Origin of the sequence: Streptomyces sp. XY006 (genome assembly GCF_002237655.1) — a bacterium.
GTDB classification, from domain to species: domain Bacteria; phylum Actinomycetota; class Actinomycetes; order Streptomycetales; family Streptomycetaceae; genus Streptomyces; species Streptomyces levis.
On sequence record NZ_NOKT01000005.1, the window covers coordinates 220,144 to 237,076 of the forward strand.

At 73.4% G+C, this 16,933-nt stretch carries 10 protein-coding genes; 7 read left to right on the plus strand and 3 right to left on the minus strand.

Annotated elements, in window-relative coordinates:
- The first annotated feature begins 28 nt into the window (after positions 1 to 28).
- Positions 29 to 1,144, plus strand: coding sequence for a winged helix DNA-binding domain-containing protein (locus CHR28_RS08595; RefSeq protein WP_094052899.1), 1,116 nt, complete (start codon positions 29 to 31; stop codon positions 1,142 to 1,144).
- Between the two features lie 108 nt (positions 1,145 to 1,252).
- Here the strand turns inward: CHR28_RS08595 and CHR28_RS08600 are convergent, their stop codons facing one another.
- The 3 genes from CHR28_RS08600 to CHR28_RS08610 form a co-directional block, all read right to left on the minus strand.
- Positions 1,253 to 2,044, minus strand: coding sequence for a S1 family peptidase (locus CHR28_RS08600; protein ID WP_094052900.1), 792 nt, complete (start codon positions 2,042 to 2,044; stop codon positions 1,253 to 1,255).
- Between the two features lie 205 nt (positions 2,045 to 2,249).
- Positions 2,250 to 5,102 carry a helix-turn-helix transcriptional regulator gene (locus CHR28_RS08605; protein ID WP_094052901.1) on the minus strand — a complete coding sequence of 951 codons (2,853 nt, stop codon included), beginning with the start codon at positions 5,100 to 5,102 and terminating at the stop codon, positions 2,250 to 2,252.
- A gap of 204 nt (positions 5,103 to 5,306) precedes the next feature.
- Positions 5,307 to 6,125, minus strand: coding sequence for a helix-turn-helix transcriptional regulator (locus CHR28_RS08610; protein WP_094052902.1), 819 nt, complete (start codon positions 6,123 to 6,125; stop codon positions 5,307 to 5,309).
- A gap of 125 nt (positions 6,126 to 6,250) precedes the next feature.
- Between CHR28_RS08610 and CHR28_RS08615 the strand changes: the two genes are divergently transcribed.
- The 6 genes from CHR28_RS08615 (at position 6,251) to CHR28_RS08640 (ending at position 16,899) form a co-directional block, all read left to right on the plus strand.
- Entirely contained in the window at positions 6,251 to 7,930 is a 1,680-nt protein-coding gene (locus CHR28_RS08615; RefSeq protein WP_094052903.1) for an AMP-binding protein, read from the plus strand.
- Positions 7,927 to 9,510, plus strand: coding sequence for an AMP-binding protein (locus tag CHR28_RS08620; protein ID WP_094052904.1), 1,584 nt, complete (start codon positions 7,927 to 7,929; stop codon positions 9,508 to 9,510). The genes CHR28_RS08615 and CHR28_RS08620 overlap by 4 nt, the downstream gene beginning before the upstream one ends.
- 68 nt (positions 9,511 to 9,578) lie before the next feature.
- The gene (locus CHR28_RS08625; protein WP_094052905.1) at positions 9,579 to 10,604 is read left to right on the plus strand and encodes a LacI family DNA-binding transcriptional regulator; all 1,026 of its coding nucleotides are present in this window, start codon (positions 9,579 to 9,581) and stop codon (positions 10,602 to 10,604) included.
- Between the two features lie 266 nt (positions 10,605 to 10,870).
- On the plus strand, positions 10,871 to 12,004 hold the full coding sequence (locus tag CHR28_RS08630) for a GH12 family glycosyl hydrolase domain-containing protein (RefSeq protein ID WP_094052906.1): 1,134 nt from the start codon (positions 10,871 to 10,873) through the stop codon (positions 12,002 to 12,004).
- Between the two features lie 349 nt (positions 12,005 to 12,353).
- Positions 12,354 to 14,594 (plus strand): glycoside hydrolase family 3 N-terminal domain-containing protein, encoded by a 2,241-nt coding sequence (locus CHR28_RS08635; protein WP_094052907.1) that lies wholly within the window; start codon positions 12,354 to 12,356, stop codon positions 14,592 to 14,594.
- Positions 14,595 to 14,676: 82 nt separating this feature from the next.
- A complete protein-coding gene (locus CHR28_RS08640; protein ID WP_094052908.1) occupies positions 14,677 to 16,899 on the plus strand; it encodes a glycoside hydrolase family 6 protein in 2,223 nt (740 codons plus the stop codon).
- Positions 16,900 to 16,933 lie beyond the last annotated feature (34 nt).

Here is a 16,933-nt window from a genome sequence, read left to right on the forward strand (position 1 = left end):
GTCCGCAAGCCCGGCTACCGTGCCTGGCATGACGAACACGCAGCGGAGCGTCACCCGTACGGCACCCCAGCTCGGCACCCGGGCCCTCAACCGCGCCACCCTCGAACGCCAGCTGCTCCTGCGGCCCGCCCGGATGTCCGCCGCCGGCGCCGTCGAGCACCTGGTCGGTCTGCAGGCGCAGAACGTCAAGCCCCCGTACTACGCGCTCGCCGCCCGGCTCGACGGATTCGCGCCGCAGGAGCTGTCGGGGCTGATGGCCGAGCGCGAGGTCGTCCGGATCGTCACGATGCGCTCCACGATCCACACCCACACCGCAGCCGACTGCCTGGCCCTGCGGCCGTTGACGCAGCCCGCGATGGACCGGGAGCTGGCGAACTTCCGCAAGGGCCTGACCGGCGTCGACCTGGACCGGCTCGACCACCTGGCCCGTGACCTCGTCGAGGCCGAGCCCCGCACCATGAAGCAGCTGCGCGAGGCCCTGCTGCGGGAGTGGCCCGACGCCGACCCGCAGGCCCTGGCCGTCGCCGCCCGCTGCCGCCTGCCGCTCGTGCAGGTCACCCCGCGCGGCCTGTGGGGCAGGAGCGGGCAGGTCAGCCTCACCACCGCCGAGCGGTGGCTCGGCCGCCCGGCCGGCGAGCCCGCCACGCCCGACGCGGTCGTCCTGCGCTACCTCGCCGCCTTCGGGCCGGCCTCCGTGCGGGACATGCAGACCTGGGCCGGGCTGACCCGCCTGGGCGAGGCCTTCGAGCGTCTCCACCCCCGGCTGGTGACCTTCCGGGACGACAGGGGCGTCGAACTCTTCGACCTGCCGGACGCCCCGCGCCCCGACCCGGACACCCCGGCACCGCCGCGCTTCCTGCCCGAGTTCGACAACCTGCTGCTCTCGCACGCCGACCGCACCCGGGTCGTCCCGGCCGAGCACCGCGGCCGCAGCTGGCAGGGCAACATCGCCTACTGCACACTCCTCGTCGACGGCTTCCTCGCGGGCCTGTGGCGGCTGGAGCAGGACGCGCTGGTGATCGAGCCCTTCGAGCCGCTCGGCACGGCCCGGCGCGAGGAGGTCACCGCCGAGGGGGAGCGGATGCTGCGGATCATGCACCCGGGCACGTCGTACGACATCCGGTTCGGCACCGTACGCAGGTGAACGCCCCGGCGCCGGGGCCGGACATGGAGAGGGGGCGTTGCGGGCCGCTCGTGGAGGCCCGCAACGCCCCCTGGTCTTTCACCTGAGGGTTGCTCAGGAGCTAACGGGTCACGAGTTCACCTGCGTCGTGACCAGGTTCGAGAAGGTGGTCAGCCGGGTGTAGACACCCGGGTAACCGGCCAGGGCGCAGCCCTCGCCCCAGGAGGTGATGCCTGCCAGGACGCCCCCGATGAGCAGGGGACCGCCGCTGTCGCCCTGGCAGGTGTCCACGCCGCCGGAGGTGTATCCGGCGCACACCATGTCGCTCTGCACGAAGTCGGAGCCGTAGGAGCTGCCGCAGGCGGAGTCGGACACGGTCGGTACGGTCGCGGTGCGCAGCTGGTTGGAGGAGCTGCCGCCGGAGGAGGTGGTGCCCCAGCCGAGGATCCGGGCGGTGGTGCCGGCCGCGTACACCGAGGTCTGGGCCGAGGAGACGTACTTGGCCGGGGTGTACGGCATCGACGTCGACAGGGTCAGCACGGCCACGTCGTCGCCGTTGGTGGCGTCGGTGTAGCCGGGGTGGATCCATATCCGGCTGACTCTGCTGACCGTGCCGTTGGTGCCGTTGCGGTAGGTGCGGCCGCCGACGACCCGGACGCTGCTGGTGGTCTCACCGACCATGCAGTGCGCGGCGGTGACCACCTTCGTGGGCGAGACCAGCGTGCCGCCGCAGAACTGGCTCTGCGAGGCGTCCGTGATCTGCATGACGAACGGGTACGCGGTGGTCGTGGTCGTGGTGCCGCCGACGATCGGCTGGGGGGCGGCCACGGCCGTGGGGGCGGCGAGCAGCGCGGTGGTGGCGGCGGCAGCGGTCGCCGCGACGACGGCGGCGGCCTTCTTGGCGGCGTTGAGCCCGAACATGGGTCTCCTTGGGGAGTTGCCGGTGGGGGGTCGCGCGGGTGGGGTGGAGCACGGGGACCCTGACGCCGTTGTTCGGATCTCCGTGTGCCCGGCGAGCGGCACGCCCTTAAGCTAGGGCTCGGCGGCGAGCGCCCCCAATGAGGGAACCCCCTAAGGGAGTTGGGCAGGGAAAACCCTCGGTGCGGCGCCGTAAACCCAGGTCGGGTCAGGTGCTGCGGCGGCCCGCGGCCAGCCGGACGATGTCCACGCGCGAGCGGATGCCCAGCTTGCGGTAGACCCGGGTGAGGGTCGCCTCGACGGTCTTGACGCTGATGAACAGACGGCCGGCGATCTCCCGGTTGGTCGCGCCCTCCATCACGAGCGAGGCGACCTGACGCTCCATCGAGGCGAGCCCCTCCAGCGCGTCGAGCGCCACGGGCGGCGCGACGGCGGCCGGTTCCACCGCGGCGGGTCCGGCCGTGACGGCCGCGTCGACCTGCCGCAGCCAGGGCAGCGCCCGGCAGCGCCGGAACAGCCGGGCGGCCTCGTCGTACGACGCCGGCCCGGGCTGGCCCGGGCCGCCCGGGCGCGGGTGGGCGCCGGCCCGGTCGCGCAGCCGCGCCAGCGCGAAGGCGGCCCGGGCCTCCTCCAGGCCGTAGCCGAGCCGGCCGAGCCGGTGCTGCACCGACGTCAGCCGGGCCACGGCCGCCTCGTGGTCGCCGCGCGCCGCCCGCACCAGCGCCTCGGCCCGGTCCAGCACGGCCAGTACGCTCTCCCGGCCCAGCCGCAGCGCGTGCACCCGGGCCGTGTCGATGACGTCCTGGGCCTCGCCCGGCTCGCCGATGCGGACCAGGGCCTCGGCGAGGTCGCCGTGCCAGCGGCCGCGCGCCGGGTCGTTGATGCCGAGGCCCTGCTCCAGCTCCCGCACCCGGCGCAGCGAACGGACCGTGCCCGCCGGGTCCCCGGCCACCAACTGGGCGTAGCCCAGGGCCGCCAGGGCGCGGGAGAGGTACATCTGGTCGCCGTCGACCTCGGCGTGGTCCGCCGCCTCGCGGGCGAGGGCGAGCGCCCGGTCGACGTCCCCGGCGGACGCCTCCGCGAGGGAGGTCAGCATGGCGGAGGCACCCTCGCCGATCCCGGAGTCCCGGGCCAGGCGCAGGCTCTCGCGGGCCAGGTCCAGGGCCCGGCCGCAGTGCCCGGAGCGCAGCTCGGTGTCGGCGAGGAAGCGCAGGAAGTGCACCTCGCTCTCGACCATGCCGCGCCGCCGCACCTCGCGCAGCAGCGCCGTGATGGTCGCGCGGGCCTCGGGCAGCTGGTCGCTCATGATCAGCCAGCGGAAGCGGGCCGAACCGGCGCCGTTGTGATGGCAGGCCACATACGGGTCCTGGGGCTCCTTCAGGGCCCGCTTGACCGTAGCGGGCGCGTCCGGGTGGCCCATCAGGGTCTCGGTGGAGGCCTGGAAGGACAGCGCCATCAGCTCCGTGCGCCGGTCGCCGCCGCGCGCGGCCAGCTCCGCCGCGTGGGCGGCCTCCTGCCGGGCCTCGGCGAAGTCGCCCTCCACGACCAGGCCGCGCCAGGCCAGCTGGTAGTGGACCAGCGCGAGGAGCCCCGGGTCATCGCCGGCGTCGGCCAGCACCTGCGGGAAGACGGCGTCGACCTCGCCGAGCGCCTGCCCGGCGGCCTCGATGACCACCATCCAGGCCCGCACCCGCTCCGCCGGCACCGTGGCGCGGGTCAGCACGTCCCGGGCGATGTCCCGGGCGAGATCGGCCTCCCCGGCCGTGATCGCGTCCTCCGCGGCCTGCAGCCGCCGCTCGTCCGGCCCCGGGACGCTGTCCGCGGGGGTGTGCCGGGCCGCGAGCAGCCCGAGCGAGGCGGCCACGGACGGGGCGCCGCGGTCCCGGGCCAGCGCACCGGCCTCGGCCAGCCGGGCCGCCACCTCCGGGTCGGTGCCGGTGGCGGCCAGGGCCAGGTGCCGGGCCCGTTCGATGGGGTCGGAGGCCGCCGTGGACAGCGCCGCGTGCACGGCCCTGCGCTCCTGCGCGGGGGCCTCCGCGTACAGCGCGGCCGAGATCAGCGGGTGCGCGAAGCGCAGGGCCGGGGCCTCCGGGTCGGTGGTCAGCAGCCCCAGGGCGGCGGCCTGGGCCGTCTCGGCCTCGGCGTGCTCCCGCCCGGCCGCGTGCAGCAGCGCCAGGGTGGGCCGGGCACCCGCGCTGGCCACCAGCAGGGTGCGGCGGGCCTCGTCCGACAGCATCTCCAGGCGGCTGAGCACCAGCGCCCGCAGCGAGGTGGGCACGGGCAGCGGCTCGCCGGGCCGGGGCCGGGCCGGGCTCTCGGCCAGGGCGCGGCCCAGCTCCAGGGCGAAGAGGGGGTTGCCGCCGCTCGTGCGGTGGATGTCGCGGATCGTGGAGCGGGACAGGGGCGTGTAGCCGCGGTGGTCCAGCAGGGCCGAGACCTGCGTGCGGGTGAGCGGGCCCAGCCGCACGGCGAGGGTGTCCGGCGGGGACGCGCGCAGATGGCCGTCGTACTCCTCGCCCTCGGTCCGCACCGCCGAGAGCATCTGCACCGGCGTGTCGCCGAGCCGGCGGGCGGCGAAACCGAGCAGTTCGGCACTGGCCGCGTCCAGCCACTGCAGATCGTCGGCGACGACCAGCACCGGGCCCTTGGCGGCCAGGACCCGCAGCGCCGACAGCACGGCCAGGCGCAGCGCCAGGCCGTCCCGCTGCAGGGTCGACTCGCCGCGGCCGGTGAGCGCCGACTCCAGGGCCGTGCGCTGGGCGGCGGGCAGGTGGCCGGAGATCTCGTCGAGGACCAGACCGAACAGATCGGCCAGGGCCAGGAAGGGCAGATGGGATTCGGACTCCGTGGCCGAGCAGCGCAACACGGTCCGGTCCGGACCGCCGTAATCCGCGGCCAGCGCGCGCAGGACCGTCGACTTTCCTATTCCGGCCGGGCCGTGGAGCAGCACACTGCCGCCCCGGCCCAGCTGGTCACGTGCCGAGGCGAACAGCTCCTCCCGTCCGATGACCAGGTCGGGGCGGCTTCTGGGAGGCTCCTGGAAGTCCCGTCGAGCGGTCACCTCTGTCCTCCCTGTGTCGTGTCCTGGCCAATATTAGGCAACGGCTCTTTGAATTTCGGACGGACGGTGTGGTGAGGGAAATAACAACCCGTGCCGGAGGACGAATTCGCCGGCCCGCCGAATGCGGCGGAACGCGCCCTGCGCGCCCCCTCGGTAACCGGTCGGCCCGCCGAACGAACCGGCAGGGTGGAAAACACCTCAAACCTACGGCAACCACCCGGCCCGGCGGGCGGCGACCACGGCCTCGCCCCGGGTCCGGGCCCGCAGCTTGCGCATGGCCGATCTGAGATACCCCTTCACGGTCTCGGCCGTCACCCCGAGCCGCTCCGCGGCGACCGCGTTCGTCGCCCCCGCGGCGACACACGCCAGCACGTCCACCTCCCGGGGCGCGAGCCGGACCCGCGGAGCCGGTCCGGACGCCCCGGAGTCGGCCGCGAGCAGCGCGCACGCGCCGAGCAGCTCGGCCCGCAGCCCGGGGTCCGCGATCCGCGGGGCCAGCGCCCGCAGGGCCGCGTGTGCCTCCCGCACCTGCTCCCAGCCCGCGCCCGCCCCGCCGCCGGCGGCGAGCGTACGGGCCTCGTCGCGCACGACCAGCGCCCGCTCCACGTCCCGCGCCGCCTCGACCGCCGCGTCCAGCATCCGCCCGCCCAGCGGCTGAGCCGTGCGCAGCGCCCCGTACAGCACCCCGCGCACCCGGTGCCGCACCACCACGGGCACGGCCAGCACCGAACGCAGACCCTCGGCGGTCACCGGGGCGTCGTACTCGTGGCTGATCTGCCGCGAGGCGGAGTAGTCCGTCACCACGCACGGCCGTGACAGGGCCACCGTCTTGCCGCCCAGACCGGTCCCGGACGTCACCACCAGCGACCGCAGGGCGTGGGTCGCCGTGCCGCTGAGTTCGCTGATGCGCATGTGCCGTCCGGCCTCCAGCAGGCCGCCGAAGGCCACCGGGAGACCGGTGGCGCGCCGCAGGCGCAGCAGCGCGTTCCGTACCTCGACCGCGTCGGACGCGTCTGCCGTCACCTGTTCGCCCCTTCACTACGGCGCCTGTGCGGGCGCACCCCCCGTTCGGGGGTAGTGAGACCTGCATCACGGATTACACGATGGCTCAGAGCCGCCCGGCAATGGTCCGGTACCGAGGAGGACGCATGACATCGGCGACGGAGGAGTTCCGCAGCGCGCGGGACTTCCTGCTGGAACACCGCGAGGACTACGCCACCGCCTACGCGGGCTTCCGCTGGCCCCGCCCCCAGTACTTCAACTGGGCCCTCGACTGGTTCGACGCGATCGCCGACGGCAACGCCCGCACGGCCCTGCACATCGTCGAGGAGGACGGCCGCGAGACGCAGCTGTCCTTCGGGGAGATGTCCGTGCGCTCCGCCCAGTTCGCCACCTGGCTGCGCGCCCGCGGCGTGCGCGCCGAGGACCGGATCCTCGTCATGCTCGGCAACCAGGCCGAACTGTGGATCACCGCCCTCGCGGCGATGAAGCTGCGCGCGGTGGTCATCCCGGCCACCCCGCTGCTCGGCCCGGCCGACCTGCGCGACCGGGTGGCGCGCGGACGCGTCCGGCACGTCATCGCCCGCCCCGAGGACGCCGGGAAGTTCGCCGAGGTCCCCGGCGACTACACGCGCGTCGCCGCCGGTGCCGCCGGCTCCGTGCCGGACGGCTGGCTGCCGCTGGACGACGCCTACGGCGCCTCCGCCGACTTCACGCCCGACGGTCCGACCCGGTCCGACGACCCGCTGATGCTCTACTTCACCTCGGGCACCACCGCCCGGCCCAAACTGGTCGAGCACACCCACACCTCGTACCCGATCGGCCACCTGTCGACCATGTACTGGATCGGCCTCAGGCCCGGCGACGTGCACCTGAACATCTCCTCCCCGGGCTGGGCCAAGCACGCCTGGTCCAACCTCTTCGCCCCCTGGAACGCCGAGGCGACCGTCTTCCTGCACAACTACACGCGCTTCGACGCCGCCCGGCTCATGGCCGAGATGGACCGGGCGGGCGTGACCACCTTCTGCGCCCCGCCGACCGTGTGGCGCATGCTCATCCAGGCCGATCTCACGCAGCTGCGCACCCCGCCCCGCGAGGTCGTCGCCGCCGGCGAACCGCTCAACCCCGAGGTCATCGAGCAGGTCCGCCGCTCCTGGGGCGTCACCATCCGGGACGGCTTCGGCCAGACCGAGACGGCCGTCCAGGTCGCCAACAGCCCCGGCCAGCCGCTCAAGACCGGCTCGATGGGCCGGCCCAGCCCCGGCTACCGCGTCGCACTGCTCGACCCCGTCTCGGGCGCGCCCGGCGCCACCGAGGGCGAGATCGCACTCGACCTGTCGGACCGCCCGGTCGGCCTGATGACCGGCTACCACGGCGACGCCGACCGCACGGCGGAGGCGATGGCCGGGGGCTACTACCGCACCGGCGACATCGCCTCCCGGGACGCGGAGGGCTATCTGACCTACATCGGCCGCAGCGACGACGTCTTCAAGGCCTCCGACTACAAGATCAGCCCCTTCGAGCTGGAGAGCGCGCTGCTGGAGCACGAGGCGGTGGCCGAGGCGGCGGTGGTGCCCGCGCCGGACGAGGTGCGGCTGTCGGTCCCCAAGGCGTACGTGGTCCTGGCGGAGGGCTGGGAGCCCGGACCCGACACGGCGAAGGTCCTGTTCGAGCACTCCCGCGAGGTCCTCGCCCCCTACAAGCGCATCCGCCGCCTGGAGTTCGCCGACCTGCCCAAGACCGTCTCCGGCAAGATCCGCCGGATCGCCCTGCGCGAGGCCACGGCGGCCGGCTCGGACGCCGAGTACCGCGAGGAGGACTTCCGGTGAACTCCTACAGCCACGGCACCGGCACCACGGCGCTGCTCGGCGACACGATCGGGGCGAACCTGGACCGGGCCGTGGCCGCCTGGCCGGAGCGCGAGGCCCTGGTGGACGTGGACTCCGGCCGGCGCTGGACGTACGCGCGCTTCGGCGCCGACGTCGACCGCCTGGCCTCGGCGCTGCTGGCCTCCGGGGTCGCCAAGGGCGACCGGGTGGGCATCTGGGCGGTCAACTGCCCCGAGTGGGTGCTCGTCCAGTACGCCACCGCGCGCATCGGCGCGATCATGGTGAACATCAACCCGGCCTACCGCACCCACGAGGTCGAGTACGTCCTGAAACAGGCCGGGGTGTCCCTGCTGTTCGCCTCGGTGTCCCACAAGACCAGCGACTACCGGGCCATGGTCGAGCAGGTGCGGGGCCGCTGCCCCGGGCTGCGCGAGGTCGTGTACATCGGCGACCCGGGCTGGGAGACGCTGCTCGCGCGGGCCACCCCCGACCCGGCGTTCCCGGAGCTGTCCTGCGACGACCCCATCAACATCCAGTACACCTCGGGCACCACGGGCTTCCCCAAGGGCGCCACCCTCTCCCACCACAACATCCTCAACAACGGCTATTTCGTAGGGGAGTTGATCGCCTACTCCGAGCAGGACCGGGTGTGCGTCCCGGTGCCCTTCTACCACTGCTTCGGCATGGTCATGGGCAACCTCGCCGCCACCTCGCACGGCGCCTGCATCGTCATCCCGGCCCCCTCCTTCGACCCCGAGGCCACCCTGCGGGCGGTCCAGCAGGAGCGCTGCACCTCGCTCTACGGCGTGCCGACCATGTTCATCGCGGAGCTGAACCTCCCCGGCTTCGCCTCCTTCGACCTGTCCTCCCTGCGCACCGGCATCATGGCGGGCTCGCCCTGCCCCGTGGAGGTGATGAAGCGGGTCGTGGCCGAGATGCACATGGCGGAGGTCGCCATCTGCTACGGCATGACCGAGACCTCCCCGGTCTCCCTGCAGACCCGGCGGGACGACGACCTGGAGCACCGCACGGGCACCGTCGGCCGGGTCCTGCCGCACCTGGAGGTCAAGGTCGTCGACCCGGCGACCGGAGTGACACAACCCCGGGGCACGGCCGGCGAGTTGTGCACGCGCGGCTACAGCGTGATGCTCGGCTACTGGGAGGAGCCGGAGAAGACCGCCGAGGCGATCGACGCCGGGCGCTGGATGCACACCGGCGACCTCGCCGTGATGCGCGAGGACGGCTATGTCGAGATCGTCGGCCGCATCAAGGACATGATCATCCGGGGCGGGGAGAACATCTACCCCCGCGAGATCGAGGAGTTCCTCTACGCCCACCCCAAGATCCGGGACGTCCAGGTCGTGGGCGTCCCGCACGAGCACTACGGCGAGGAGGTCCTGGCCTGCGTCATCGCCAGGGACCCCGGCGACCCGCCGACCCTGGAGGAGCTGCGGGCCTTCTGCGCGGGGCGGCTCGCGCACTACAAGGTCCCCAGCCGGCTCCAGGTCCTGGACGCCTTCCCGATGACGGTGTCCGGAAAGGTGCGCAAGGTGGAACTGCGCGAGCGCTACACCGGCTGAACGACCGCGGGGGCGTTCGGTCGTGCGGGAACAGGGCCCGTAGGATCGACGCCCTTGGGGGGTGACACATGGTCAAGCGGCGGCCCGGTACGACGCCCACGCTGGAGCAGGTGGCCGCGCTCGCCGGCGTCGGACGGGGCACGGTCTCGCGCGTCGTCAACAACGAGGCGGGCGTCCGGGAGTCCACCCGCCGTGCCGTGCAGCGGGCCATCGCCGAACTCGGCTACGTGCCCAACCTGGCGGCGCGGTCGCTGGCCGGGCGGCGGGCCGACGCCGTGGCGCTGGTCATGACGGAACGCGACTGGCGGCTGTTCGGCGAGCCGTTCTTCTCGGAGACGGTCACCGCCGTCGGCGACGCGCTCGCCGAGACATCCGTGCAGCTGCTGCTCACCCTGGTCCGCACCGACGCCGAGCGGCAGCGGTTCGTCGAGTACGCGCGCGGCGGCCGGGTCGACGGCGTGCTGCTGATGTCGGTGCGCGCCGAGGACCGGCTGCCGGACATGCTCGCCGACGCGGGCCTGCCCACCGTGCTGCTGGGCCGCCGCTCGGGCGACGAGCAGATCACCTACGTCGACGCGGACAACGTCGGCGGCGCCCGTGAGGCGGTGGCCCATCTGGTGGCCGGCGGCCGGCGGGCGATCGCGGCGATCACCGGGCCGCTGGACATGTACGTGGCCCGCTGCCGGCTGCGCGGTTACCGGCAGGCCCTGGAGCAGGCGGGGCTGCCCGCGCCCGCCTCCCGGACCGTCGAGGGCGACTTCACCGAGGCGAGCGGACGCCGGGCCATGGCCGAACTCCTGGAGCGTCATCCGGAGGTGGACGCGGTCCTCGCCGCCTCCGACACCATGGCCTCCGGAGCCCTGGCCGTGCTGCGCGCGGCGGGGCGGCGGGTGCCCGACGACGTGGCGGTCATCGGCTTCGACGACTTCGAGCTCGCCCGGCACACCGACCCGCCGCTGACCACCGTCCGCCAGCCGCTGGAGCAGATCGGCCGGACGATGGTGCGGCTGCTGCTGGAGGAGATGGAGCAGCCGGAAGTGGCGTGGCGGCACGTGATCCTGCGGACGCAGCTGGTGGTCCGGGACTCGGCCTGAGGCCGTCCGGGAGCGCTCCCAACTCCTGGCTCTCATACAGCCGTTGAGTGCAGGAGTCGACACACCTCGCTGACCTGCGGCTTCGAAATACATTCGACGGATTCCCGTCTAACGGGTTGTCAGGGACATGGGGCGGCTCCTACAGTCGCGACCGAAACCGGTGAGGTGGGAGCGCTCCCATCAGTGGGGAGGTGGGAGCGCTCCCGAATCCCCCCAACCGCAGCACCCTCTGTCGAACCCGGTTACCCCCGCAGAGAGGCACCCGCATGCGATCGTCACCGCACCGCCTCCGCACCGTCCGCGCCCTGTTCGGCGCGCTGCTCACCACGCTCGTCACCGTCGCGGCGCTCCTCGCCGCCACCGCGCCCGCCCGGGCGGACACGGTCGTCTGCGAGCAGTTCGGATCGACCGTGATCCAGGGCCGCTACGTCGTCCAGAACAACCGCTGGGGCACCAGTGCCCCGCAGTGCGTCACCGCGACCGACACCGGCTTCCGGCTCACCCAGGCCGACGGCTCCGTGCCCACCAACGGCGCGCCGAAGTCGTACCCGTCGGTCTTCAACGGCTGCCACTACACCAACTGTTCGCCCGGGACCAACCTGCCGGCGCAGCTCAGCACCATCTCCAGCGCGCCCAGCAGCATCTCCTACGGCTACGTCTCCGGCGCGGTGTACAACGCCTCGTACGACATCTGGCTGGACCCGACGCCCCGCACCGACGGCGTCAACCGCACCGAGATCATGATCTGGTTCAACCGGGTCGGCCCCATCCAGCCGATCGGCTCCCAGGCCGGCACCGCCTCCGTCGGCGGACGCAGCTGGGAGGTGTGGACCGGCAGCAACGGGTCCAACGACGTGATCTCCTTCGTGGCCCCCTCGGCGATCTCCAGCTGGAGCTTCGACGTCATGGACTTCGTCGACCAGACCGTGGCCCGGGGCATGGCGCAGAGCAACTGGTATCTGACCAGCGTCCAGGCCGGCTTCGAGCCGTGGCAGAACGGCGCCGGGCTCGCCGTGAACTCCTTCTCCTCCACGGTCAACACCGGTGGCGGCGGCGACCCGGGCGGTCCCGGCAACCCGGCGGCGGCCTGCCAGGTGACGTACGGGACCAGCGTCTGGCAGGGCGGCTTCACCGCCGACGTGACCGTGAAGAACACCGGATCGGCCGCGGTCGACAACTGGCGGCTCGGCTTCACGCTGCCGTCCGGACAGCGGGTCACGAGCGCCTGGAACGCGACCCTGTCCGGCACCTCCGGCGCGGTCACGGCGAGCCCCGTCGCGCACAACGCCCGGATCGCGGCCGGCGGCACCCAGAGCTTCGGCTTCCAGGGCAGCTACAGCGGCACCTTCGCCGAGCCGGCCGGCTTCACCCTGAACGGCACCCCCTGCTCCGTCGCCTGACCCGCGGCGCACCGACCCGCTCCGGGCTCCGCCCTGCGCCGAACGGGCGGACCCCGGAGCGTTCCACCCCGTCCCGGGCCGTCGCCCGGGGCAGCACCACCCGGCCACCGGCGAGCCCCGTCCGGTGAACCGCCCTGCCCCGTCCCGGGCGGTCGCACGACCGGGCCGCCCGGAATCCCGCTCGCCTCACCCTGCCGGAGGCCCGCTCCACGGCCCACCGGCACGTCCCGTCCGCCGCACCTCCCCGTGTCCGGCACCGCGCCCCGTCCCCCCGGCCGCACCGCGCCGGCGGCGCCGCAGGACCCCGCCTCGCCCCGCCCCTCCGGCCCGCATCCGGAAAGGCTCCGTCATGACCCCGTCCCCGACCGAAGCCGCCGTCCCCCGTTCCGTGCGGCGGTGTGCCCGCCGGCCCGCGTTCGTAGCCGCCCTGTGCGCCGCCGTGCTCGCCGTGACCGGGCTCACCGCCGCCGCCCCGCCCGAGCAGGACGTCCCGGGGGCCGCCGCCGCGCTGCCCTACCAGGATCCGTCCCTGCCCGTGCCGCAGCGGGTCGAGGACCTGCTGGGCCGGATGACGCTCGACGACAAGCTCGGCCAGATGACCCAGGTCGAGAAGGACGCCCTGGTCCCGAGCTCCGACCTCGCCACCTACCGCATCGGCTCGGTGCTCTCCGGCGGCGACTCCACGGTCAGCCCCAACAACGCGCAGACCTGGGCCGACACCTACGACTCCCTCCAGCGCACCGCGCTGACCACCCCGCTCGGCATCCCGATGATCTACGGCATCGACGCGGTGCACGGCCACAACGCGGTGCGCGGCGCCACGCTCTTCCCGCACAACATCGGCCTGGGCGCCACCCGGGATCCCGCCCTGGTGCAGCGCGTGGGCCGCGCGGTTGCCGAGGAGGTCGCCGGCACCGGCATCGACTGGTCGTTCGCCCCGTGTCTGTGCGTGGCCCGCAACGACCGCTGGGGGCGCACCTACGAGTCGTTCGGCGAGACGCCCGAACTGCCCACGGCCATGACCTCGTTCATCACCGGCCTGCAGGGCGGCACCCTCGGCGGCGACCCGGCCTCCGTGCTCGCCACCGCCAAGCACTACCTCGGCGACGGCGGCACCACCGGCGGCGTCGACCAGGGCGACACCCGGCTCTCCGAGACGGAGTTGCGCGCCGTCCACCTGCCGCCGTTCAAGGAGGCGATCAAGCGGGGCGTGGGCTCGGTGATGCTCTCCTACAGCAGCTGGAACGGGGTGCGCTCGCACGCCCACAAGTACCTGGTCACCGACGTCCTCAAGGGCGAACTGGGCTTCACGGGCTTCGTCGTCTCCGACTGGGCGGCGGTCGACCAGCTCGACGGGCAGACCGGCTTCACCGGCGCCGAGATCGCCACCGCCGTCGAGGCGGGCGTCGACATGGTGATGGTCCCGCACGACTACAAGAGGTTCCTGAGCCTGTTGCGCGGCGAGGTCACCGCGGGCCGGATCCCTCAGGCCCGGATCGACGACGCCAACCGGCGCATCCTGACGAAGAAGTTCCAACTCGGGCTGTTCGAGCGGCCCTTGACCGACCGCGCGTACACCGCCACGGTCGGCTCGGCGGCCCATCGCACCCTCGCCCGGCAGGCGGTGCGCGCCTCACAGGTGCTGCTGAAGAACGACGGCGGCGTGCTGCCGCTGCCGAAGACCGGCCGCCTCTTCGTCGCCGGGAAGTCCGCCGACGACATCGGCAACCAGAGCGGCGGCTGGACCCTGGGCTGGCAGGGCCGCAGCGGCCCCGTCACCGAGGGCACCACCGTCCTCCAGGGCATCCGCGCCGCCGTCGCCGACCCCTCCAGGGTCACCTACGACCGCTACGGCAACGGCATCGACGGCGGCTACACGGCCGCCGTGGCCGTCGTCGGCGAGACCCCGTACGCCGAGATGCGCGGCGACCGGCCGGACGGCATGGGCCTCGACCAGGAGGACCTGCAGACCCTGGCCCGGCTGAAGGCGAGCGGCGTACCCGTCGTGGTGGTGCTGGTCTCCGGCCGTCCCCTGGACATCGCGGACCGGCTGCCCGACTGGAAGGCCCTGCTCGCGGCCTGGCTGCCCGGCACCGAGGGCGGCGGGGTCGCGGACGTGCTGTTCGGCGACCACGCGCCGACCGGCAAACTGCCCATGACCTGGATGCGCAGCGCCTCCCAGCAGCCGATCAACGACGGCGACGGCAAGAGCCCGCTCTTCCCCTACGGCCACGGCCTGACCTACGGCACGGACCCGGACCCCGATCCGGATCCCGACCCCGACCCCACCCCGGCCAAGGCCTGCACCGCCACCCACAAGCCGGTCAACTCCTGGCCGGGCGGCCACCAGGCGGAGGTCACCGTCAAGAACACCGGCACCGGCCCGATCACGGGCTGGACGGTCGACTGGGACCTGGGCGGCGCGACCGTCACCAGCCTCTGGAACGGCACCCACACGGTCGCGAACGGCCGGATCACGGTCCGCGGCACCGGCTCGGGCGGCACCCTCGCCGCCGGTGCCACCACCTCGTTCGGCTACACGGCGAACGGCCCCGCGGGCACCCCCGCCCCGCGCTGCACCCCCGCCTGACCGGACCCACGGTTCTCCCCACCGGTTGATCCCGCGGACGTCCCCACACCCGAAGCCCGCACCCCCGCACCGAGGAGAGCACATGACAGACCGGACCAGACGCGCGGACACCCGCCCGCGCAGGCCGCACCGCAGGCGGACGGCGGCCCTGGCCACGGCGGTGAGCACGCTGCTGCTGGGCGCGGCGGCCCAGCTGACCGCATCCGAGGCGTCCGCCGCGGAGGCGCACGTCGACAACCCGTTCGCGGACGCCTCGTTCTACGTCAACCCGGACTACGCACGCCTGGTCGACGGATCCATCGCCCAGACCAGCGACGCGACCCTCAAGGCCAGGATGGAGCAGGTCAAGACCTATCCGACGGCCGTCTGGCTGGACCGCATCGCCGCCATCCACGGCGGTGAGGCCAACGCGGGCCGCAAGAGCCTCGCCGACCACCTGGACCTGGCGCTCGCCCAGAAGAAGCCCGGCCGGCCGCTCGTCGCCACGTTCGTCGTGTACGACCTGCCGGGCCGCGACTGCTCCGCCCTGGCCTCCAACGGCGAACTGCCCCTCACCGCGGCGGGTCTGGCCCGCTACAAGAGCGAGTACATCGACGAGATCGCCGAGGTCTTCGCCAACCCGAAGTACCAGGACATCCGCATCACCACGGTCATCGAGCCGGACGGCCTGCCGAACCTGGTCACCAACCTCTCCGACCCCGAGTGCGCCCAGGCCAAGAGCAGCGGCATCCAGGTCGACGCCATCCGGTACGCCCTGAACAAGCTGCACGCCATCCCGAACGTGTACACGTACATGGACTTCGCCCACTCGGGCTGGCTCGGCTGGGACACCAACCTCACCCCGACCACCCAGCTGTACACGGACGTCGTCAAGGGCACCACGGACGGTCTGCGCAGCGTGGACGGCCTGATCACCAACGTCTCCAACTACACGCCGCTCGCCGAACCGTTCCTCCCCGACCCGAACAAGACGGTCGGCGGCAACCAGATCCGGTCCGGCAAGTACTACGAGTGGAACCCGAACTTCGACGAGTCGGACTTCACCAAGGCCGTGCACGCCGCGCTGGTGGCGCAGGGCTGGCCCGCCTCGACCGGCATGGTCGTCGACACCTCCCGCAACGGCTGGGGAGGCGCGGCCCGGCCGGCCGCCGAGTCCACCAGCACCGTCCTCGACACCTACGTCAGCCAGTCCAAGGTCGACCGCCGCACCCACCGCGGCCTGTGGTGCAACGTCGACGGCGCCGGCCTCGGAGCGCCCCCGCAGGCCTCACCCGCCGGCTACCCGGACTCGCACCTGGACGCCTTCCTGTGGATCAAGCCGCCGGGGGAGTCGGACGGGGCCAGCAAGGACATCCCGAACGACGAGGGCAAGCGTCCGGACCCGATGTGCAACCCGGACTACACGGCACCCAACGCGGGCGGCAACAAGACCGGCGCCCTGCCGGACGCGCCGCTGGCCGGCCACTGGTTCCACAACCAGTTCTCGATGCTGGTGCGCAACGCGTACCCGGCCGTGCCCACCGACGGCGGCGGCGGGCCCGACCCGGCCGACACCACCGCTCCCACCGCGCCGACCGGTCTGCGGTCCACCGCGAAGACCGCGACCAGTGTCTCCCTGTCGTGGACGGCGGCCACCGACAACGTGGGCGTCACCGGTTACGACGTGTACCGCGACGGCACCAAGGTCAACGCCTCGCCGGTCACCGGCACGTCCTTCACCGACTCCGGGCTGAGCGCGGCCACGGCGTACGGCTACACCGTCCGGGCCCGGGACGCCGCCGGGAACGTCTCCGCGGCCTCCACCGCGCTGAGCGTCACCACGGAGGCGGGCGGCGGCGGACCCGACCCGGCCGGAGGCCTGAAGGTCACGTACCGGAACAACGACTCCTCGGCCACCGACAACGCCATCCGTCCCGGCCTGCGGATCGCCAACACCGGCAGTACGTCCGTGGACCTGAGCCAGGTCACCGCCCGTTACTACTTCACCCGGGACGGCGGCGCGTCCACCGTGAACGCGTTCTGCGACCACGCGGCCGTCGGCTGCTCGAAGGTGACCCTGCGGGTCGTGCCGCTGAGCACCCCGGTCGCGGGCGCCGACGCCTACCTGGAGGTCGGCTTCACAAGCGGCACCCTGGCCGCCGGCCAGGACACCGGCGACCTCCAGCTGCGCCTGGCCAAGTCCGACTGGTCCGCCTTCGACGAGAGCGGCGACTACAGCCGTACCACCGCCGCCTCCTACGCCGAGGCCCCGAGGATCCCCGCCTACCGGAGCGGCGCCCTCGCGTGGGGCGCCCCGCCGGCCTGATCCGCCCCAAAACCCCGGGGAGACACCCGACCCC

Excerpts from the sequence above, each read along its gene's own strand:
- CHR28_RS08600 (WP_094052900.1), bottom strand. The coding sequence starts at position 2,044 with ATGTTCGGGCTCAACGCCGCCAAGAAGGCCGCCGCCGTCGTCGCGGCG.
- CHR28_RS08625 (WP_094052905.1), top strand. The coding sequence starts at position 9,579 with ATGGTCAAGCGGCGGCCCGGTACGACGCCCACGCTGGAGCAGGTGGCC.
- CHR28_RS08635 (WP_094052907.1), top strand. The coding sequence starts at position 12,354 with ATGACCCCGTCCCCGACCGAAGCCGCCGTCCCCCGTTCCGTGCGGCGG.
- CHR28_RS08595 (WP_094052899.1), top strand. The coding sequence starts at position 29 with ATGACGAACACGCAGCGGAGCGTCACCCGTACGGCACCCCAGCTCGGC.
- CHR28_RS08640 (WP_094052908.1), top strand. The coding sequence starts at position 14,677 with ATGACAGACCGGACCAGACGCGCGGACACCCGCCCGCGCAGGCCGCAC.
- CHR28_RS08630 (WP_094052906.1), top strand. The coding sequence starts at position 10,871 with ATGCGATCGTCACCGCACCGCCTCCGCACCGTCCGCGCCCTGTTCGGC.
- CHR28_RS08615 (WP_094052903.1), top strand. The coding sequence starts at position 6,251 with ATGACATCGGCGACGGAGGAGTTCCGCAGCGCGCGGGACTTCCTGCTG.